This is a genomic window from Streptomyces sp. NPDC002793 (assembly GCF_040295485.1).
Classification (GTDB): Bacteria; Actinomycetota; Actinomycetes; order Streptomycetales; family Streptomycetaceae; genus Streptomyces.
In genome coordinates this window covers 164,081-182,624 of sequence record NZ_JBEOVL010000008.1, presented here as the reverse complement: position 1 = coordinate 182,624, position 18,544 = coordinate 164,081, and the positions used below count along the sequence as shown (strand labels likewise).

Below are 18,544 nucleotides of genomic sequence, written 5' to 3'. Positions count from 1 at the left end.
TCGGTCGGGACAAGGGGCCCCGAAGAACCTGTGGACAACTCATGGGGGAGGATCGCGGTCATGACCACGGCCAAGCGGGACACGTACACCCCGGAGACACTCCTGTCCGTTGCCGTCCGTGTCTTCAACGAGCGCGGCTACGACGGCACGTCCATGGAGCACCTCTCCAAGGCGGCGGGCATCTCCAAGTCGTCCATCTACCACCATGTGGCCGGCAAGGAAGAGCTGCTGAGGCGTGCCGTGAGCCGGGCGCTCGACGGGCTCTTCGGCATCCTCGAGGAGGCGGGGGCGATCCAGGGGCGGGCGATCGCCCGGGTCGAGTACGTCACGCGCCGCACGGTCGAGGTGCTTCTGGCGGAGTTGCCGTACGTCACGCTGCTCCTGCGGGTGCGGGGCAACACGACGACGGAGCGGTGGGCGCTGGAGCGCCGGCGGGAGTTCGACCAGCGGGTGTCCGAGCTGCTCAAGGCGGCGGTGGCGGAGGGGGACCTGCGCGCGGACGTGGACATACGGCTGGTGACCCGGCTGCTCTTCGGCATGGTGAACTCGCTGGTCGAGTGGTATCGCCCGCAGCCGGGCGGCTCCGCGGAGGCGGAGCAGATCGCCGACGCGGTCGTCCAGCTGGCGTTCGAGGGCATGCGAGCCGGCTGAACCGAACGGGAGTCGCTAAGCGAGCTCGGCCGGACGGTCCGGGCGCGGGCCGAGGTCGGTCTCCTCGAACACCAGCAAGGTGCGGGTGGAGAGCACCTCGGGTATGGCCTGGATCCTGGTCAGTACCAGCTCGCGCAGCGCCTGGTTGTCCGGGGTGTGCACCAGGAGCAGGACGTCGAAGTCGCCGCTGACCAGTGCGATGTGGGCGGCGCCCGGAAGGGCCTGGAGCTGGTCACGCACGGTGCGCCAGGAGTTCTGCACGATTTTGAGCGTGATGTACGCGGAGGCGGCCTGCCCCGCCCGTTCGTGATTCACGCGTGCGCTGAAACCGCGGATCACACCGTCCTCGACGAGCCGGTTGATCCGGGCGTACGCGTTGGCCCGTGAGACATGGACGCGTTCCGCGACGGCCCGTATCGAGGCGCGTCCGTCCGTCCGGAGGATACGCAGGATGGCGTGGTCGATGGAGTCCAGCGGTCGTGCGGGCGGGACGCGGCCCGGGTCACCGCCCCCAGTGGCCATTTGTTCAGCTGCCATCTGCCCGCGCCTCCGTGTTGTGGACGACCTGCCTCCATCACAGGCTGTGGAGAACCGTTTGTCCACAGGCTGAAGGCGCCTGTAGCCAAATTGCGCTCACGACCGAACAATCGGTAGGTGAGGCACGCCACACCGTGCTCCGTACACGCCCCGACATTGCCGCAGATTTCGATACCCCTCGATATATCTCGATGCCAGGAGGTGCTTGTCATGACGGTCCAGGAGCTACCCGGCGCAGCCGCCTACCGGCCCACGCCGCCCCCGGCCTGGAAGCCGCTCACCGATCCCGCGCCGCTGCTCCCGGACGCCGAGCCGTACCGCGTGCTCGGTACGGACGCCGCGGCCGACGCCGACTCCGAGCTGTTGCTGAGGCTCTACGCCGAGCTGGTGCGCGGCCGTCGGTACAACGCGCAGGCCACCGCACTGACCAAGCAGGGCCGCCTCGCGGTGTATCCGTCGAGCACGGGCCAGGAGGCCTGTGAGATCGCGGCGGCGCTCGTGCTGGAGGAGCGTGACTGGCTCTTCCCCAGCTATCGCGACACTCTCGCGGCGGTGGCGCGCGGCCTGGACCCGGTCCAGGCGCTGACCTTGCTGCGGGGCGACCGGCACACCGGTTACGACCCGCGGGAGCACCGCATCGCGCCGCTGTGCACCCCGCTGGCCACCCAGTTGCCGCACGCAGTGGGCCTCGCACACGCGGCGCGCCTCAAGGGTGACGATGTGGTGGCCCTCGCGATGGTCGGCGACGGCGGCACGAGTGAGGGTGATTTCCACGAGGCGCTGAACTTCGCGGCCGTCTGGCGGGCCCCTGTGGTCTTCCTCGTGCAGAACAACGGCTTCGCGATCTCCGTGCCTCTGTCCAAGCAGACGGCGGCACCGTCCTTGGCGCACAAGGCCGTGGGGTACGGGATGCCGGGGCGCCTGGTCGACGGCAACGACGCGGCCGCGATGCACCAGGTGCTGGGCGAGGCGGTGGCCCGGGCCAGGAAGGGCGGGGGGCCGACGCTGGTCGAGGCGGTCACGTACCGCATGGACGCCCACACGAACGCCGACGACGCCACCCGTTACCGCGGCGACAGCGAGGTGGAGGCGTGGCGCGCGCACGATCCGATCAGGCTGCTGGAGCGGGAGCTGACCGAGCGCGGGCTGCTGGACGAGGACGGCATCGGGACGGTGCGGGAGGCGGCGGAACGGATGGCGGAGGAACTGAGAGAGCAGATGAACGCCGATCCGGCGCTCGACCCGATGGATCTGTTCACCCATGTCTACGGGGAACAGACCGGGCAGCTGAAGGAGCAGGCCGCACGGTTGCGGGCCGAACTCGACGCCGAGCACGGCCCGCATGACGAGCGCGGTGCGGAGGGCGGTCGATGAGCACCGTTGCCGCGACGGCCGGTGAACGGACCGGCAGGGCCAAGCCGGCCACGATGGCCCAGGCCCTCGGGCGGGCGCTACGGGACTCGATGGCGGAGGACCCGACGGTGCACGTCCTCGGCGAGGATGTCGGCACCCTCGGCGGCGTCTTCCGCGTCACCGACGGCCTGGCGAGGGAGTTCGGCGACGACCGCTGCACGGACACCCCCCTGGCCGAGGCCGGAATTCTCGGCGCGGCCGTGGGCATGGCGATGTACGGGCTGCGGCCCGTGGTGGAGATGCAGTTCGATGCCTTCGCGTATCCGGCGTTCGAGCAACTGGTCAGCCATGTCGCCAAGATGCGGAACCGGACCGGGGGCGCCATGCCGCTGCCGATCACGGTGCGGGTGCCGTACGGCGGTGGGATCGGCGGGGTCGAGCACCACAGCGATTCCTCGGAGGCGTACTACATGGCGACGCCCGGTCTGCACGTCGTCATGCCGGCCACGGTCGAAGACGCGTACGGGCTGCTGAGGGAGTCGATCGCCTCCGACGACCCGGTGGTCTTCCTGGAGCCGAAGAGGCTCTACTGGTCCAAGGCCGACTGGTCGCCGGAAGCTCCCGCGCGGGTCGAGCCGATCGGGCGGGCCGTGGTCCGGCGTCCCGGTCGCAGCGCGACCCTGATCACCTACGGACCGTCGCTCCCGGTGTGCATGGAGGCAGCCGAGGCGGCTTCGGCCGAGGGATGGGACCTCGAGGTGGTCGACCTGCGTTCGCTGGTGCCCTTCGACGACGAAACCGTCGCCGCGTCGGTCCGCCGCACGGGGCGTGCGGTGGTCGTCCACGAGTCCTCCGGATTCGGCGGTCCGGGCGGTGAGATCGCCGCGCGGGTGACCGAGCGGTGCTTCCACCATCTGGAGGCCCCGGTCCTGCGCGTCGCGGGTTTCGACATTCCCTATCCGCCGCCGATGCAGGAGCGGCACCATCTGCCGGGTGTGGACCGAGTGCTCGACGCGGTCGCCCGTCTCCAGTGGGAGGCCGAGAGCTGATGGCGCAGGTACTCGAATTCAAGCTGCCTGACCTGGGCGAGGGACTGACCGAGGCCGAGATCGTGCGCTGGCTGGTGGAGGTGGGCGACGTCGTCGCCATCGACCAGCCGGTCGTCGAGGTCGAGACGGCCAAGGCCATGGTGGAAGTGCCCTGCCCCTACAGAGGCGTGGTCACGGCCCGGTACGGCGAGGAGGGCACGGAGCTCCCGGTCGGTGCGCCCCTGCTGACGGTGGCGGTCGGGTCGGTGGAGCCGTCGGCGGGACACGGGGCCTCCCCTGAGACATCCGGCAGCACCGCCGAGAGCGGGGCGTCCGGCAATGTGCTGGTCGGCTACGGCACGGCCGCACCGGCTGCGCGCAGACGCCGGCTCAGGCCCACCCCTGCCACGGCGGGCGGGACCACGGTCACCCCTGCCACGACGGGCGCGACCACGGTCACCCCTGCCACGGCGGCCACGGCCGAAGCCCTTTCGGACCACGGGGCCACCGGCCCGGCCACCACGACCGCGCCCGCCCCCGGTGCGGTGGACGCACCGGGGCCCGTCGCCGTCATCTCGCCGCTCGTACGGAAGCTGGCTCGGCAGAACGGTCTCGATCTCCGGCAGGTCACCGGCACGGGGCGGGACGGGCTGATCCTGCGCACCGATGTGGAGTCCGCGATCAAGGCCGCAGCCGGGGAGCACGCCGTGGGGACAGCCATGGTGGCTGCGCAGGAGCCGGGCAGAGCGGGTGAGCGGATCCCGTTGCGTGGAGTCCGGGGTGTGGTCGCCGAGAAACTGTCGCGCAGTCGGCGGGAGATTCCCGATGCCACCTGCTGGGTCGACGCCGATGCCACCGAGCTGATGGCCGCGCGGGCCGCCATGAACGCCGCCGGTGCTGCCGCGTCGGCGCCGAAGGTGTCGGTGCTCGCTCTGCTGGCCCGCGTCTGTACGGCCGCTCTCGCCCGGTTCCCGGAGCTCAACGCGACGGTGGACGCCGAGGCCCGGGAGATCGTGCGGCTGCCCGAGGTACATCTGGGCTTCGCCGCCCAGACGGAGCGAGGGCTGGTTGTTCCGGTCGTCAAGGATGCTCACGCCCGGAGCGTGGAGTCGATCGGGGCGGAGATCACCCGGCTGACCGAGGCCGCACGGGACGGGAAGCTGACCCCGGCGCAGCTCACCGGCGGGACGTTCACGCTGAACAACTACGGAGTGTTCGGCGTCGACGGTTCGACGCCGATCATCAACCATCCGGAGGCGGCGATGCTCGGAGTCGGCCGGATCGTGCCGAAACCCTGGGTGCACGAGGGGGAACTGGCGGTCCGCCACGTCGTCCAGCTCTCGCTCACCTTCGATCACCGGGTCTGCGACGGCGGCACGGCCGGTGGGTTCCTGCGGTACGTGGCCGACTGCGTGGAACAGCCGGTGGTGCTGCTGCGCACGCTGTAGGGGAACGGTGAGCGGGCCGCCCGGGGCCGGGCTTCTGTGAGTTCGGTCCCCGGGGGGACCGCCAGAGGTGGGTGGCCCGCATACTCGGGTCATGACCGTGTATGACGCCATCGTCCTTGCCGGAGGGGCTGCGAAGCGCCTCGGGGGAGCCGACAAGCCAGGGCTCCGCGTGGGCGGCCGTGCGCTGCTCGACCGGGTGCTCGCCGTATGCGCCGACGCCGGCACCACCGTGGTGGTGGGCGGCCGCAGGCCAACGGTGCGTCCCGTCGCCTGGACACGTGAAGTACCCCAGGGCGGCGGTCCGTTGGCCGCGCTCGGCGCAGGCGTACGGCACACGGACGCGGAGCGCGTCCTGGTGCTCTCCGCGGATCTGCCGTTCCTGAGGGAGACGACCGTCCGTTCGTTGTTGGCCGCAGCGGAGTACGAGGGCCGCGAAGGCGCCCTGTGCACCGACGAGGACGGCAGGGACCAGCCCCTGGTCGCGGTCTACCGGGCGGAGCCACTGCGCCGTGAACTCGCGCTCATCGCCACGGAACACGGGAGCCTCGCCGGTCTCCCGCTGCGGCTGCTGACGGCCGAACTGGACCTGGCCCGGATCCAGGCCGGCCCCCTGGCCTCGTTCGACTGCGACACCTGGGAAGACATCGCTGCCGCCAGGGCACGGATCAGGGAGCATGGGACCGTGCTGGACGAATGGATCACCGCAGTCAAGAACGAGCTGGGCATCGAACTCGACGTCGACACCGACGTCCTACTCGACCTCGCCCGTGATGCCGCGCACGGCGTGGCCCGGCCCGCCGCGCCGCTGACCACCTTCCTGGTGGGGTACGCGGCGGCGATGGCGAGCAGCGGAAAGAGCCCGGAGGCCGCCGCTGAAGCGGTGGCCGAGGCTTCCCGCAAGGCCACCGCCCTCGCGCTCCGGTGGGAGGAGGAAACGAAGGCCGGCAGCGGGCCCGGCACGCCATGACCGCGCCCGGAGGCAGGGCGCGGACCGCCGCGGAGGAGCGGGCGGCGGAAGAAGAGCGGGCTGTCGAGCAGGCGCTGGCGCTCGTCGGGCGCCGGCCGCAGGTTAGCCACCCCTCGGCGTCGGCGCAGCAGCAGCCGGAGCGGGCGTACCCAACCGATCCGGGGACGCCGCCCCCCGCGCGGGTGGAACCGGGCATGCGCACCGGCCCGGACCCGGTGCAGGGCCCCCCGGCATCGAGCCCTTCCGGCCGACAGGAGGCCCCACCGGGCAAGGACGCCTTGCCGGGCAAGGGCGCCCCGTCCTCTCCGCACGCCCACCGGGCCGGTGCCACCACCTGGGCCGGGGCGCGTGACCTGGCCGAGCGCCTCGGGCGTGCCACGCGACTGCCCGCCCACAGGCTCCCCCTCGACCGGGCTCTCGGACATGTGCTGGCCGAGGCTGTTGTCGCGCTCACCGACCTTCCGTCGTTCGACACCTCGGCCATGGACGGCTGGGTCGTCGCGGGGCCGGGGCCCTGGTCCGTGCAGGAGGGGGAAGGTCTGCTAGCCGGACGCGGATCCACGGAGCCGCTCCTTGACGGGCAGGCCCTGCGGATCGCCACTGGGGCACGCCTGCCGGTGGACGCCACCGCCGTGATCCGCAGTGAGCACGCGCACCACGACGAGGCCAGGGGTCTGCTGCACGCCACTCGCGAGGTCGTGCCTGGCCAGGACATCCGCCCCCGGGGACAGGAATGCCGGTCCGGCGATGAGCTCCTGCCGGTCGGGACGGTGGTGACCCCGCCCGTACTCGGACTGGCGGCAGCGGCGGGATACGACGCTCTCGTCGCCGTACCCCGGCCCCGCGTGGACGTGTTCGTGCTGGGTGACGAGCTCCTGACGGCAGGGCTTCCCCGCGAAGGGCTCATCCGGGACGCGCTCGGCCCCATGCTGGGCCCCTGGCTCCGTTCGTTGGGGGCCGATGCCGCCGAGCCTCGGCGGCTCGGCGACGACGCCGAGGCACTCCGCCGGGCCCTCCTCGCCTCTGACGCCGATCTGATCCTCACCACGGGCGGGACGGCGGCGGGCCCGCTGGACCATGTCCACCCGGTCCTGGCCGAGATCGGGGCCGAGCTGATGGTGGACGGGGTGGCTGTGCGCCCCGGTCATCCGATGCTCCTGGCACGACTTGCCGAGGGGGGCCCTTGTCTGGTGGGCCTGCCCGGAAACCCGCTGGCCGCGGTGTCCGGACTGCTGACGCTGGCCGAACCCCTGCTCCAGGGAATCGCCGGCAGGACATCGCAGGACCGCTACCGCCTGCCCGTCCGCGAGGACGTACAGGGACACCCGCACGACACCCGGCTCATCCCTGTGGTCCACCGCGACGACCGCGTCGTGCCCCTCCATTACAACGGCCCCGCGATGCTTCGAGGGATCGCTGCCGCGGACGGACTGGCCGTGGTGCCGCCAGGCGGGGTACGGTCCGGCACCGAGGTGGAGATTCTCGATCTGCCATGGGCCTCGGCATCGCCGTGGACGGAAGGGTGTTTCACGTGAAACTTCCCGGCCACGATGCGATGGCCAGGCGAGCGGACGAACATGTCGTCCCGACCCGAGTTCTCCTGCCTCGGAGAGTGGTCGACAGACCGCTGCGCCAGGTGGCCAAGCGGTTGGCGATGGCCCTCACGGTGCTGGCCATAACGGTCTTCATCGTCTGGGCGGACCGGGACGGTTACCACGACAACGCCGACAGCAAGGTCGACTTTCTCGACGCCGTCTACTACGCGACGGTGACGCTGTCGACGACCGGCTACGGCGACATCGTCCCGTACAGTGACCCGGCCCGGCTCGTGAACGTCCTGCTGGTGACGCCGTTGCGCGTGCTCTTTCTGATCATCCTGGTCGGCACCACTCTCGAGGTCCTGACGGAACGGACCCGGGAGGACTTCCGGCTGAACCGTTGGAGAACCAACTTGCGTGAACACACGGTGGTCGTCGGCTTCGGTACGAAGGGCCGCTCGGCCATTCAGACGCTCTGTGCCACCGGCCTGAGGAAAGACCAGATCGTCGTCGTCGATCCCGCGGGCAAGGTCATCGAAGCGGCCAACGCCGAGGGCTTCGTGGGAGTGCTGGGTGATGCGACGCGCAGCGACGTGCTGTTGCGCGCCGAGATCCAGAAGGCCCGTCAGGTCATCATCGCCACGCAGCGCGACGACACCGCCGTGCTGGTCGCCTTGACCGCGCGCCAGCTCAACAAGGGCGCGAAGATCGTGGCAGCCGTACGCGAGGAGGAGAACGCCCCGCTGCTGCGGCAGTCAGGTGCCGACGCTGTGATCACCAGCGCCAGCGCGGCGGGCCGTCTGCTGGGACTCTCCGTCCTCAGCCCCAGCGCGGGCACGGTGATGGAGGACCTCATCCAGCAGGGCACGGGACTCGATCTCGTCGAACGGCCGGTGATAAAGGCCGAGGTGGGCAAGAACGTCCGGGAGACGGACGACCTGGTGGTCAGCGTCCTGCGCGGCCACCGGCTGCTCGGCTACGACGACCCGGCGGCCAGCCCACTGCAGCTGACGGACCGGGTGATCACGATCGTGCGTGTCTCACCGAACCATGCCTCGCCGATGAGCCATCCTCAGCAGCCCAATCAGCGTCCGTAGGAACAGGGTCCGGACGCGGCGCAAGCCGGTCCGTCCCCGTCCGGGGTCCCGCACGGAGTAGCCTCGCGGCCATGTATGCGATCACGATCCCCGAACCCGGCGGCCCCGAAGCGCTCGTATGGGCCGAGGTCCCCGATCCCGTACCAGGCGAGGGCGAAGTTCTCGTCGAGGTCGTGTCCAGCGCCGTCAACCGGGCCGATGTCCTGCAGCGGCAGGGCTTCTACAACCCGCCGCCCGGCGCCTCTCCCTATCCCGGCCTGGAATGCGCCGGCCGCGTCGCGGCGCTCGGCCCCGGGGTGACCGGCTGGTCCGTGGGCGACGAGGTGTGCGGACTGCTCGGCGGCGGCGGATACGCGGAGAAGGTCGCCGTGCCGACCGGTCAGCTGCTGCCCGTGCCGGACGGCGTGGACCTGGCCGAGGCCGCAGCCCTGCCCGAGGTGGCGGCGACGGTATGGTCCAACGTCTTCATGGTGGCCCACCTGCGCCCCGGCGAGACCATCCTGATCCACGGCGGGTCCAGCGGGATCGGCACGATGGCGATCCAGCTGGCCAAGGCCGTCGGCGCGCGCGTCGCGGTGACGGCGGGAGGCCCCGAAAAGCTGGCGCGCTGCCAGGAGCTCGGTGCCGACATCCTCATCGACTACCGCGAGCAGGACTTCGTGGAGGAACTGCGTACGGCGACGGACGGTGCGGGCGCGGACGTGATCCTCGACATCGTCGGGGCTAAGTATCTGGACCGGAACGTGCGGGCACTGGCCGTTAACGGCCGTCTCGCCATCATCGGCCTCCAGGGTGGAGCCAAGGGTGAGTTGAACCTGAGCGCCCTGCTGAGCAAGCGGGCCGCTGTCACGGCGACGTCGCTGCGCGCGCGGCCGCTGGCGGAGAAGGCCGCCATCATCGCGGCGGTGCGTGAGCATGTGTGGCCGCTGCTCGCCGACGGCGTCGTCCGTCCCGTCGTGGACCGCACGATGCCGATGGCGGACGCGGCGGAGGCCCACCGGCTGATGGAATCCAGCAGCCACATCGGCAAGATCCTCCTGGCCGCGCCGAACGCCTGACGCGGAGGCCCCAGCGGAGGCCCCGAGCGGAGGCCGCCTGGGGCGCCCGCCGAGTCGGCCGCCCGCACACGTACCGCGGGCAAGCACCAGGGGCCCGCACTCACACCGCGGGCAAGCACCGGGGCCCGGCACACGCTGCGTGTGCCGGGCCCCGGTGCGTACCACGGTTGACGGGGGACGAGAGCTGAAGGGGACCGCGGGCTACAGGTACGGGCCGGAACGCGCCGGTCCGTGCGGATCGGCTCCGTCTTCCTCGCCCTCGTGCCCGACGCCCGGAGGAAGGGCGCGGCGCATGGACTCCAGCTGCGCACGGGCCGCCATCTGCTGGGCGAAGAGGGCTGTCTGAATGCCGTGGAAGAGGCCTTCGAGCCAGCCCACCAGCTGAGCCTGCGCGATCCGCAGTTCGGCCTCGGAGGGGACGGACTCCTCGGTGAACGGCAGGGAGAGCCGTTCCAGCTCCTCCACGAGCTCCGGCGCCAGACCGTCCTCGAGCTCCTTCACGGAGCTCGCGTGGATCTCCTTCAGCCTGACCCGGCTCGCCTCGTCGAGAGGAGCCGCCCTGACCTCCTCCAGAAGCTGCTTGATCATGCTGCCGATGCGCATGACCTTCGCGGGCTGTTCGACCATTTCCGTCACCGGGACCTCGCGCGACTCGTCGTCACCGCCACCGCCGCCGATAGCCATTCCGTCCTGCCCCACTACGAGGACTTGGGGGTGCTCCTGCGACCGTTCATTCCTCGGCATCTCCATGACGCCATTGTCGCGCACACGCGCCTTCGGACTGTCAGGGCCCCGCGACCTCCGCTCGGCCGAAACCGATCACGCCGACCGTCGGCAAGGCCGGGCGCCAGGGGCAGCCGACAAGGTCAGCAAGCAGGGGCAGCCGACAAGGTCAGTTGGCGCGGCGCATGCGGAAGGCCAGAAACGCGAGCCCCAGCCCCACCAGGGCGATTCCGCCGCCCAGCGACACGTCCCGCACGTGCCGCACGGCGGGGGCCTCCTGCGCCTGCCGCTGCCGTGTCGTCTCACCCGGCTCAGGGAACGCGTGGGGCGGTGGTGTGAACGCCGGTACCTCGACGGGGTCCGGGTCCGGAGGGACCTCGTCCGCCGCGGCCTCGGACCCGGCGATCTCCCACGGGGAAAGCGACCGCCCCGGCCGCGCCCGGCCTTCGCCTGCCTGCCGTCCCGCGAGGGGCGGTTCCTGAGCGGAAGCGCTGGCTGCAGGCGAGGAGGCGTCTTCGCTGCCCGAGGGCACCGATGGCGTCAGGTGCCCCGGCCGGGTGCCGTCCCCGTGTGCCCAGGCGGTCGGTCCGAGAGCCAGTCCGGCCGCCATCACCAGGCAGACGACGCACCGTGACGACCGTGACGCCGGGAGTCCAGGGGGCATGAGATCAGCGTCACACGCTCCGGCATGTCCGGCATCCCGGGCGGGAGGCCGCGAGGTGGGCGCAGCGGATCAGGCGGGGTCGCCCGTCGCGATCCGCAGTTCGAAGTGTGCGCTTTCCTCGGGAACGGCAGTCCCTGACGAGGGGAACTGATCGATGACCTGGTCCTCGGCGTAGGTGTTGCCCTCCACCTTGATTTCCTTGATCGTCCAGCCGGCGGCCAGGGCGCACGCCTTCGCGGAGATGATGTCCTTGTAGACGAAATTCGGGGCCTGGACCTTCGCCGGGTCGTCCGTGTCCTCCGTGGGGTCGGTGCAGTCCTCCTCGTCCATCGTCCGGTTCCGCTCCGGGGGCTTGTGCTCGCCGGCGACACCGGCCGGCTCGCTGGTACCCGGGTCGCCGCCCTTGCCGTTCTCCGAGTCGCCGTTCATGTTCAGGAAGGCGATGAGGCCGCCGATCGCGACCAGCGCGACCACGACCGACCCCACGACGACCGGCATGTTGCGCTTGGAGGAGCCGCCGCCCGCCACCGTCGTGTGCTGCGGGGACATCGTGTACGGGGGCGGGGTCTGCTGCCCCAGGTGTGCGGGGGTCCCGTACGACTGGGCCGCCTGCGGGTAGCCGTAGCCCGGTGTGGGGGCCGGGGTCGGTACGCCGTACGGAGCCGGATGGTGCTGCTGGTGCGGGTGCGGCTGGTACGGCGTCTGGACGCCCTGCGGTGCGGGAGTGGCCTGGTCGACGGGCGGGAAGACCGCCGAGCCGACGCCCGAGCCGCTGTTCGCCGGTGCCCCGCCGCCGATGATCACCGGGGCGCCCGAGGTGGCGTTCGCGCTCAGCACCCGCACGATCTCGTCCTGCATCGCCGCGGCGCTGGGGAAGCGCTCGTTCGGGTTCTTTTTCAGCGCGCGGGCGACCAGGGCGTCCATGGCGGGCGTGATCGACCGGTTGATGCTCGACGGGGCGACCGGTTCCTCCTGCACATGCGCGTACGCGATGGCGAGAGGGGAGTCCGCGTCGAACGGGATCCGGCCCGTGAGCAGCTGGAAGAGCATGATGCCGACCGAATACAGGTCGGACCGGGCGTCGACACCGCGGCCGAGTGCCTGCTCGGGAGAGAGGTACTGCGGTGTGCCGACGACCATGCCGGTCTGGGTCATCGAGGTGACTCCCGACTGCATGGCCCGGGCGATGCCGAAGTCCATCACCTTGACGACGCCGCGCTTGGTCATCATCACGTTGCCGGGCTTGATGTCGCGGTGGACCAGGCCCATCTCGTGACTGGTCTCGAGTGCGGCTAGTACGTCGGCCGTCACCTTGAGGGCCTTGTCGGCCGGCATCGCGCCGTACTGCTGGATGTCCGACTGGAGCACGGAGCCGAGCGGCTGCCCCTCGACGTACTCCATGACGATGTACGGCATCAGCGCGCCGCCGAGCTCGTCCTCGCCCGTGTCGAACACCGAGACGATGTTGGTGTGCTGCAGTTTGGCGACAGCCTGCGCCTCACGCCGGAACCGCTCCCGGAAGGACTGCTCGCGCCCCAGCTCCGTGTGCAGCGTCTTGATGGCGACCTGTCGGTCGAGGGCGGAGTCGTACGCGAGGTAGACGGACGCCATGCCGCCTTCGCCGAGCAGGTCGCGCAGCTGGTAGCGGCCGCCTGCCACGGAACCGCCCGCGTAGCGCCCCTGTGCGCCGTCGTGGCTCATGACTTGCTCCCCCTCGGCGCCCGACGGACGCGATCATCCCTATTACTGGCCAAGTCTGCCCGAGGGGTACGACACGTCAAGCCAGGTGCCCGTTCCGTGACCCTACGCACAAGAAGCGTCTCGGAAGCGTTACAGGAAGCGCATGGAATTTGCGTGTACGGCGCGCCAGCCGATTGGATGGCCCGTCACTCTGAAATCCGGCGTGTCGGCCAGAGGCTGTAGCGTGACGTGGCAAATGCAGCAAGGCACCGTGAGAACCCGCGGACGCGCGGACAGATACGACGGCGAGGACTGATGGCACCCGAATCCGAAGCAAACGGCGGCGGAGTTTCGGATGGCACCGACTCCTGGGGTGTCGGCGGTGTGGTCGGAGACGGCCGTTACCGCATGACGTACCGGCTGGGCCGCGGCGGCATGGCCGAGGTCTACGCCGCGGAGGACGTCCGTCTGGGACGTACGGTGGCAGTGAAGCTGCTCCGCTCCGACCTCGCGGAGGACCCGGTCTCCAAGGCCCGGTTCACACGTGAGGCACAGTCGGTCGCGGGGCTCAACCACCACGCGATCGTCGCCGTGTACGACTCCGGTGAGGACGTCGTGGGCGGGGCGACCGTGCCCTACATCGTCATGGAGCTCGTCGAGGGCAACACCATCCGTGACCTGCTGCTCGAAGCCGAGGCCCCGCCTCCCGAGCAGGCCCTGATCATCGTCTCCGGTGTGCTGGAGGCTCTGGCGTACTCCCACCAGCACGGCATCGTGCACCGCGACATCAAGCCGGCGAACGTGATCATCACGCACTCCGGCGCGGTCAAGGTGATGGACTTCGGCATCGCCCGTGCGCTGCACGGCGCCCAGTCGACGATGACCCAGACCGGCATGGTCATGGGCACGCCGCAGTACCTCTCCCCCGAGCAGGCGCTCGGCAAGGCGGTCGACCACCGCTCCGACCTGTACGCCACCGGCTGTCTGCTCTACGAACTGCTCGCCCTGCGGCCGCCGTTCACGGGTGAGACTCCGCTCTCCGTCGTCTACCAGCACGTCCAGGACATGCCGGTCCCGCCCTCCCAGACCTTCGAGGCCGTTCCGCCGGAGCTGGACGGACTCGTCATGCGTTCCCTGGCGAAGGACCCGGACGACCGGTTCCAGAGTGCCGAGGAGATGCGCGGCCTCGTCCAGTACAGCCTGCAGATGCTGCAGGTCCAGGGCGGGCACACGGGCACGTGGAACACCGGTCCGGTGAACGCGCACGACGGCGGTCACACGGCGGCGATGAACATCGGCGGCGGCACGGCCGCCATGGGCCACCCCATGCACGGGGACACCTCGCAGGGCCCGATCCTGCCGCCCATGAACCCCGACGACGGGGCGTACGCGGGCGGTCGTCACAACGGCGGTGGCCGCAGCAAGATGTGGCTCTTCGTGCTGCTCGCGCTGATCGCGATCGGTGCGGGCGTGGCGTTCGCCGTCAACGCGGCGAGTGGCGGCGACGGCAACAAGGAGACGCCGGTCGCGCCCTCCACGTCGACTTCCCCCTCGCCGTCCAAGTCCGAGGCGAAGCCCACGGAGGAGGAGACGGAGGAGGAGAGCGAGCAGCCGTCCGGTTCCACGGGGGGTCAGCAGTGGCCCACCGAGGACCCGCCCTGGACCCCGACGGAGGAGGCGCCGACCGAGCCCTCGGAGGAGCCGACGGACAGCACCCCGACATCGCCGGACCCGGGCACGAGCGAGGGCACCAGCACCTCGCCGGACGGCGGAACCGGTGATGACGGTGGTGCCGGCGGTGATGACGGCGGTGATGACGGCGGCACGGGCGATGACGCGGGAGCGACGACGGAGGGGACCTCGGTCGGGACCTCGACGGGCACCGATGCGGGAGCCGACGCGGGAATCGCAGGGGCCGCCGGCCCGTGAGCGGGCGGGCCCTCACCCCGTGAAGGCCTCGCCGACCGCCTCGTACTCACGCGTCCACCACACCGCCAGGGCCGACACCGCAGGGAACTGCGGGTCGGCCCTGCGGTCGTGCAGGCGGTAGCGCCAGCGCAGTATCCAGAAGTCGTTGAGCCGTTCCCACCACACCCGGTGCACCGCGGCCGCCAGCTCGGCCGCCCCGGCGCCCGCCGCCCGGCGGTAGGCGCTGGCGTACGCCCGCACCTTCTCCAGCTCCAGCTTGCCGTCAGGACGTACGAAGAAGATCGCCGCCGCCCGTACGGCCTCCTCCGCACGCGGCTGGACGCCGAGCCGGTCCCAGTCCACGATCGCGACGGGGTCGGCGCCCCGGTAGAGCAGGTTCAGCGGGTGGAAGTCGCCGTGCACCCAGCCCCTGGCGGAGCCGCCGGGGGTGGGCGGTCGGCGGTGCGCGTGCTGTTCCAGCAGGGCGCGGCGCTCGACCAGGCGGTGCACGGCGAGCTCGTCGAACGCGTCCCGTGGCCCCAGGTGCCGCGCGGCGGTCAGTAACTCGTCGATCAGCGTGAAGGTATCGGCGGGATCGGGGCTCTGCCCCCGTTCCGGAGGCGGCGGATCAGCCTCCATGACCTGTTCCAGACCCATGTGCACGGCTCCGAGGAGGGCTCCGAGACGGCGGGACTGGGCGGTCGTCAGCTGGGCGCCGTTGCGGTGGAGCCCGTCGACCCATCGGTGCAACGCATAGCGCTGCCCGTCGATCACGGTGACGGTGTCACCCTGCGTATCGGCGAGGGGCGGGGCCACCGGCACTCCGAGGGAGTGCAGCTGCTGGGTCGCCCGGTGCTGCCGGACGATCGTGGCGTGATCGCCGCTCGCGTCGTCCAGGTGGTGCTTGTCGAGATGGTGCTTGAGGAAGTAGGAACCACGCGTCGTGGACACGCGGTATCCATGGTTGAGCAGGCCCTTACCGATGGGTTTGCAGGTGAGGGCCTCGCCGGCGCCGGGGTAGCGGTGCAGGACCTCGGCGACCGGAGGGACAGGTGGGAGGGTCACAGATGAGCGCGGCACTCGCCACATGTTAGGTGGCCCTGTGTGGCTGGTTTTACGGACTTGCGTCGAAGATCAAAGTGTGCATGTGGGCAAGCTGTGGGTCGAGCCGGAGATAGACGGGGTCGAAGTCCTCGCCGTTCACCTCGGTCGGACCGGCGCCGAAGAGTCCACGCTGGTGGGGGGCCGGACGCACGATCTCGACGGGACCCGTGAACTGCACCGACCAGAGATCGCCGGACGCGTCCCCGGCCGCGGAGGAGTTGAAGTTGTCCGCCCCGTAGGCGATGACGCTTCCGTCGCAGGACTCGTGGAAACCGAGCCCCCGGTGCATCCGCAGGATCACGCGGCCCTCGATCACCAGGTGCCTGGCCACCGCCAGGAAGGGCAGGGCGCGCATGCTCATGGCCAGCCGGCCGTACCGGACACTGCCGAGCAGCTCGATGGCCCGCAGCTTGTCGGCGAGGGGCGGGGCGGACGCGGCGGACCTGGAGGAGGCGGACGCGGTGGAGACGGGGGGCCCGGCAGGGCCGGAGGAGCAGATACCCGTCGCCGCACCGGTGCCGGAGGGGCGGGAGGAGAGCATGCCTCCACTCTCCGCCACGGGTAGGAGCCGTGTAAGGGTCCGCAGCCCCCGGCGGGAAGGGACCAAAGTCCCCGCGTGCGCTCAGCGCTTCTCGGCCTGCAGCCTCGCCACGTACGCCGCCGCCTGGGCGCGCCGCTCCATGCCCAGCTTGGACAGCAGGCTGGACACGTAGTTCTTGATGGTCTTCTCGGCCAGGTGCAGTCGCTCGCCGATCACCCGGTTCGTCAGCCCCTCGCCGATCAGGTCGAGGATCTTGCGCTCCTGGTCGGTCAGCCCGGCGATCCGGTCGTCCCCCTTGTTGTCCTTCCCCTCCCGCAGCCGTTCCAGCACGCGGGCGGTGGCCGCCGGGTCCAGCAGTGACTTTCCGGCCGCCACGTCGCGTACGGCGCTGAGCAGCTCGTTGCCGCGGATGGCCTTCAGCACGTATCCCGAGGCGCCCGCCATGATCGCGTCGAACAGGGCCTCGTCATCGGCGTACGAGGTGAGCATCAGGCACTTGATGTTCTCGTCCCCCGAGCGGACCTCGCGGCAGACCTCCACGCCGCTGCCGTCCGGGAGTCGTACGTCCAGGACGGCGACGTCGGGACGGGTCGCCGGGATGCGTGCGAGGGCGTCCGCCGCCGTGCCCGCCTCGCCGACGATCTCGATGTCGTCCTCGGCGGTCAGCAGCTCGTGGACCCCGCGTCGCACGACTTCGTGATCATCGAGCAGGAATACCGTGATTTTTCCTTCTTCGCGCACATTCGCAGTCTCACACACTCCCTTCCCCTCCGCCCTTCCCTGGGGCTGTCTGCCGGGATAACGTGCGCTTGTTCCGGCCGCCTGCCAGGCCGTTACCGATGCTGTGACCAGCGGGAGTTCGCGATTTTCGCGATTTACTTGGAAATCCAAGCAAAATCGCAGGTCACAAGGTGTTTCGCAGTTATGCGACGCACTGGGTAACGTGCTTATGACAGGACGCTCGCCGGGGCACCTGTCACGCCTGTTCCGGCCGAGTCGCACCCACCCCGTGCACCGGCCCGGGCACAGGCGAGCCGCACTGGTTCCCGGCCATCCCGGGGGCCGGACCGACGGAGGAGCACGCACGTGACCGTGGAGAGCACTGCCGCGCGCAAACCGCGACGCAGCAGCAAGCGGACCAGCGCCGCGAAGACGCCCGCGAAGAAGCCGGAAAGTTCCGAGCCCCAGCTGGTACAGCTGCTGACGCCCGAGGGCGAGCGCGTCGAGCACCCGGACTTCCAGATCGACCTGAGCGCGGACGAGCTCCGCGGTCTCCACCGCGACATGGTCCTGACCCGTCGCTTCGACGCCGAGGCCACCGCGCTGCAGCGCCAGGGCGAGCTGGGCCTGTGGGCCTCGCTGCTGGGCCAGGAGGCCGCGCAGATCGGCTCCGGCCGTGCGCTGCGCGACGACGACTACGTCTTCCCGACCTACCGGGAGCACGGCGTGGCCTGGTGCCGGGGCGTCGACCCGACCAACCTGCTCGGGATGTTCCGCGGTGTGAACCACGGCGGCTGGGACCCGAACACCAACAACTTCCACCTGTACACGATCGTCATCGGCTCGCAGACCCTGCACGCCACCGGCTACGCCATGGGCGTCGCCAAGGACGGCGCGGACTCGGCCGTGATCGCGTACTTCGGTGACGGTGCCTCCAGCCAGGGTGACGTCGCGGAGTCCTTCACCTTCTCCGCGGTCTACAACGCCCCCGTCGTGTTCTTCTGCCAGAACAACCAGTGGGCGATCTCCGAGCCGACCGAGAAGCAGATGCGAGTGCCGCTCTACCAGCGCGCGCAGGGCTACGGCTTCCCCGGCATCCGGGTCGACGGCAACGACGTACTGGCGTGCCTGGCCGTCACCAAGTCCGCGCTGGAGCGTGCCCGCCGGGGCGAGGGGCCGACCCTCGTCGAGGCGTTCACCTACCGGATGGGTGCCCACACCACCTCCGACGACCCGACCAAGTACCGCGCGGACGAGGAGACGGCGGCCTGGGAGGCCAAGGACCCGATCCTGCGGCTGCGCACGTACCTGGAGAAGCAGGAGCTCGCCGACGCGGCGTACTTCACCGCGCTGGACGAGGAGAGCGAGGCCCTCGGCAAGCGGGTCCGCGAAGCGGTACGGGCCATGCCCGACCCGGACCGGCTGGCGATCTTCGACAACGTCTACGCCGACGGCAGCCCGCTCGTCGACGAGGAGCGCGCCCAGTTCGCCGCCTATCAGGCATCGTTCGCCGAGGAGGGCAACTAG

17 protein-coding genes are annotated in these 18,544 nt (G+C 70.7%); 10 read left to right on the top strand and 7 right to left on the bottom strand.

The genetic code is table 11. The features are described 5' to 3' along the window. The first annotated feature begins 60 nt into the window (after positions 1 to 60). Positions 61 to 651, top strand: coding sequence for a TetR/AcrR family transcriptional regulator (locus ABT001_RS10525; RefSeq protein ID WP_351275131.1), 591 nt, complete (start codon positions 61 to 63; stop codon positions 649 to 651). 15 nt (positions 652 to 666) lie between these two features. On the opposite strand, the gene ABT001_RS10520 is transcribed toward ABT001_RS10525, so the two are convergent. Further along, complete coding sequence (locus tag ABT001_RS10520; protein ID WP_502967455.1) at positions 667 to 1,173, bottom strand: Lrp/AsnC family transcriptional regulator; 507 nt, start codon at positions 1,171 to 1,173, stop codon at positions 667 to 669. Positions 1,174 to 1,398: 225 nt separating this feature from the next. On the opposite strand from ABT001_RS10520, the gene pdhA (ABT001_RS10515) reads away from it, so the two are divergent. The 7 genes from pdhA (ABT001_RS10515) to ABT001_RS10485 all read left to right on the top strand — a co-directional run bounded on the left by pdhA (ABT001_RS10515) (position 1,399) and on the right by ABT001_RS10485 (position 9,677). After that, a complete protein-coding gene (pdhA, locus tag ABT001_RS10515) occupies positions 1,399 to 2,562 on the top strand; it encodes a pyruvate dehydrogenase (acetyl-transferring) E1 component subunit alpha (RefSeq protein WP_351275127.1) in 1,164 nt (387 codons plus the stop codon). Continuing rightward, a complete protein-coding gene (locus ABT001_RS10510; protein ID WP_351275125.1) occupies positions 2,559 to 3,590 on the top strand; it encodes an alpha-ketoacid dehydrogenase subunit beta in 1,032 nt (343 codons plus the stop codon). The genes pdhA (ABT001_RS10515) and ABT001_RS10510 overlap by 4 nt, the downstream gene beginning before the upstream one ends. Then, on the top strand, positions 3,590 to 5,017 hold the full coding sequence (locus ABT001_RS10505; RefSeq protein ID WP_351275123.1) for a dihydrolipoamide acetyltransferase family protein: 1,428 nt from the start codon (positions 3,590 to 3,592) through the stop codon (positions 5,015 to 5,017). Before ABT001_RS10510 ends, ABT001_RS10505 begins: the two co-directional genes overlap by 1 nt. A gap of 91 nt (positions 5,018 to 5,108) precedes the next feature. Continuing rightward, positions 5,109 to 5,984, top strand: a complete 876-nt coding sequence (locus ABT001_RS10500) for an NTP transferase domain-containing protein (RefSeq protein ID WP_351275121.1) — start codon at positions 5,109 to 5,111, stop codon at positions 5,982 to 5,984. Beyond that, a complete protein-coding gene (locus ABT001_RS10495; protein WP_351275119.1) occupies positions 5,981 to 7,519 on the top strand; it encodes a molybdopterin molybdotransferase MoeA in 1,539 nt (512 codons plus the stop codon). Before ABT001_RS10500 ends, ABT001_RS10495 begins: the two co-directional genes overlap by 4 nt. Next, positions 7,477 to 8,619, top strand: coding sequence for a potassium channel family protein (locus tag ABT001_RS10490; protein WP_351275117.1), 1,143 nt, complete (start codon positions 7,477 to 7,479; stop codon positions 8,617 to 8,619). Before ABT001_RS10495 ends, ABT001_RS10490 begins: the two co-directional genes overlap by 43 nt. A 71-nt stretch (positions 8,620 to 8,690) precedes the next feature. Next, the gene (locus ABT001_RS10485; protein WP_351275115.1) at positions 8,691 to 9,677 is read left to right on the top strand and encodes an NAD(P)H-quinone oxidoreductase; all 987 of its coding nucleotides are present in this window, start codon (positions 8,691 to 8,693) and stop codon (positions 9,675 to 9,677) included. A gap of 201 nt (positions 9,678 to 9,878) precedes the next feature. Here the strand turns inward: ABT001_RS10485 and ABT001_RS10480 are convergent, their stop codons facing one another. From ABT001_RS10480 to ABT001_RS10470, 3 genes are all read right to left on the bottom strand, one after another. Beyond that, on the bottom strand, positions 9,879 to 10,427 hold the full coding sequence (locus ABT001_RS10480; RefSeq protein WP_351275113.1) for a bacterial proteasome activator family protein: 549 nt from the start codon (positions 10,425 to 10,427) through the stop codon (positions 9,879 to 9,881). A 142-nt stretch (positions 10,428 to 10,569) separates the two neighbouring features. After that, complete coding sequence (locus ABT001_RS10475) at positions 10,570 to 11,064, bottom strand: hypothetical protein (RefSeq protein ID WP_351275111.1); 495 nt, start codon at positions 11,062 to 11,064, stop codon at positions 10,570 to 10,572. Between the two features lie 69 nt (positions 11,065 to 11,133). Beyond that, positions 11,134 to 12,765: a protein kinase domain-containing protein gene (locus ABT001_RS10470; RefSeq protein ID WP_351275109.1), complete on the bottom strand. Its 1,632-nt coding sequence runs from the start codon at positions 12,763 to 12,765 to the stop codon at positions 11,134 to 11,136. Positions 12,766 to 13,059: 294 nt separating this feature from the next. On the opposite strand from ABT001_RS10470, the gene ABT001_RS10465 reads away from it, so the two are divergent. Then, complete coding sequence (locus tag ABT001_RS10465) at positions 13,060 to 14,673, top strand: protein kinase domain-containing protein (protein ID WP_351275107.1); 1,614 nt, start codon at positions 13,060 to 13,062, stop codon at positions 14,671 to 14,673. Positions 14,674 to 14,685: 12 nt separating this feature from the next. Here the strand turns inward: ABT001_RS10465 and ABT001_RS10460 are convergent, their stop codons facing one another. The 3 genes from ABT001_RS10460 to ABT001_RS10450 form a co-directional block, all read right to left on the bottom strand. Beyond that, positions 14,686 to 15,741: a phosphotransferase gene (locus ABT001_RS10460; RefSeq protein ID WP_351275105.1), complete on the bottom strand. Its 1,056-nt coding sequence runs from the start codon at positions 15,739 to 15,741 to the stop codon at positions 14,686 to 14,688. 25 nt (positions 15,742 to 15,766) lie between these two features. Continuing rightward, positions 15,767 to 16,297 carry a pyridoxamine 5'-phosphate oxidase family protein gene (locus tag ABT001_RS10455; RefSeq protein ID WP_351275103.1) on the bottom strand — a complete coding sequence of 177 codons (531 nt, stop codon included), beginning with the start codon at positions 16,295 to 16,297 and terminating at the stop codon, positions 15,767 to 15,769. Positions 16,298 to 16,378: 81 nt separating this feature from the next. Then, complete coding sequence (locus ABT001_RS10450) at positions 16,379 to 17,038, bottom strand: response regulator (RefSeq protein ID WP_351275101.1); 660 nt, start codon at positions 17,036 to 17,038, stop codon at positions 16,379 to 16,381. A 345-nt stretch (positions 17,039 to 17,383) separates the two neighbouring features. Between ABT001_RS10450 and pdhA (ABT001_RS10445) the strand changes: the two genes are divergently transcribed. Continuing rightward, entirely contained in the window at positions 17,384 to 18,544 is a 1,161-nt protein-coding gene (pdhA, locus tag ABT001_RS10445; RefSeq protein ID WP_351275099.1) for a pyruvate dehydrogenase (acetyl-transferring) E1 component subunit alpha, read from the top strand.

What these genes read in the sequence shown, in the direction of transcription:
- ABT001_RS10525 (WP_351275131.1), top strand. Translation starts at nt 61, where the DNA reads ATGACCACGGCCAAGCGGGACACGTACACCCCGGAGACACTCCTGTCC.
- ABT001_RS10520 (WP_502967455.1), bottom strand. Translation starts at nt 1,173, where the DNA reads ATGGCCACTGGGGGCGGTGACCCGGGCCGCGTCCCGCCCGCACGACCG.
- pdhA (WP_351275127.1), top strand. Translation starts at nt 1,399, where the DNA reads ATGACGGTCCAGGAGCTACCCGGCGCAGCCGCCTACCGGCCCACGCCG.
- ABT001_RS10510 (WP_351275125.1), top strand. Translation starts at nt 2,559, where the DNA reads ATGAGCACCGTTGCCGCGACGGCCGGTGAACGGACCGGCAGGGCCAAG.
- ABT001_RS10505 (WP_351275123.1), top strand. Translation starts at nt 3,590, where the DNA reads ATGGCGCAGGTACTCGAATTCAAGCTGCCTGACCTGGGCGAGGGACTG.
- ABT001_RS10500 (WP_351275121.1), top strand. Translation starts at nt 5,109, where the DNA reads ATGACCGTGTATGACGCCATCGTCCTTGCCGGAGGGGCTGCGAAGCGC.
- ABT001_RS10495 (WP_351275119.1), top strand. Translation starts at nt 5,981, where the DNA reads ATGACCGCGCCCGGAGGCAGGGCGCGGACCGCCGCGGAGGAGCGGGCG.
- ABT001_RS10490 (WP_351275117.1), top strand. Translation starts at nt 7,477, where the DNA reads ATGGGCCTCGGCATCGCCGTGGACGGAAGGGTGTTTCACGTGAAACTT.
- ABT001_RS10485 (WP_351275115.1), top strand. Translation starts at nt 8,691, where the DNA reads ATGTATGCGATCACGATCCCCGAACCCGGCGGCCCCGAAGCGCTCGTA.
- ABT001_RS10480 (WP_351275113.1), bottom strand. Translation starts at nt 10,427, where the DNA reads ATGGAGATGCCGAGGAATGAACGGTCGCAGGAGCACCCCCAAGTCCTC.
- ABT001_RS10475 (WP_351275111.1), bottom strand. Translation starts at nt 11,064, where the DNA reads ATGCCCCCTGGACTCCCGGCGTCACGGTCGTCACGGTGCGTCGTCTGC.
- ABT001_RS10470 (WP_351275109.1), bottom strand. Translation starts at nt 12,765, where the DNA reads ATGAGCCACGACGGCGCACAGGGGCGCTACGCGGGCGGTTCCGTGGCA.
- ABT001_RS10465 (WP_351275107.1), top strand. Translation starts at nt 13,060, where the DNA reads ATGGCACCCGAATCCGAAGCAAACGGCGGCGGAGTTTCGGATGGCACC.
- ABT001_RS10460 (WP_351275105.1), bottom strand. Translation starts at nt 15,741, where the DNA reads ATGTGGCGAGTGCCGCGCTCATCTGTGACCCTCCCACCTGTCCCTCCG.
- ABT001_RS10455 (WP_351275103.1), bottom strand. Translation starts at nt 16,297, where the DNA reads ATGCTCTCCTCCCGCCCCTCCGGCACCGGTGCGGCGACGGGTATCTGC.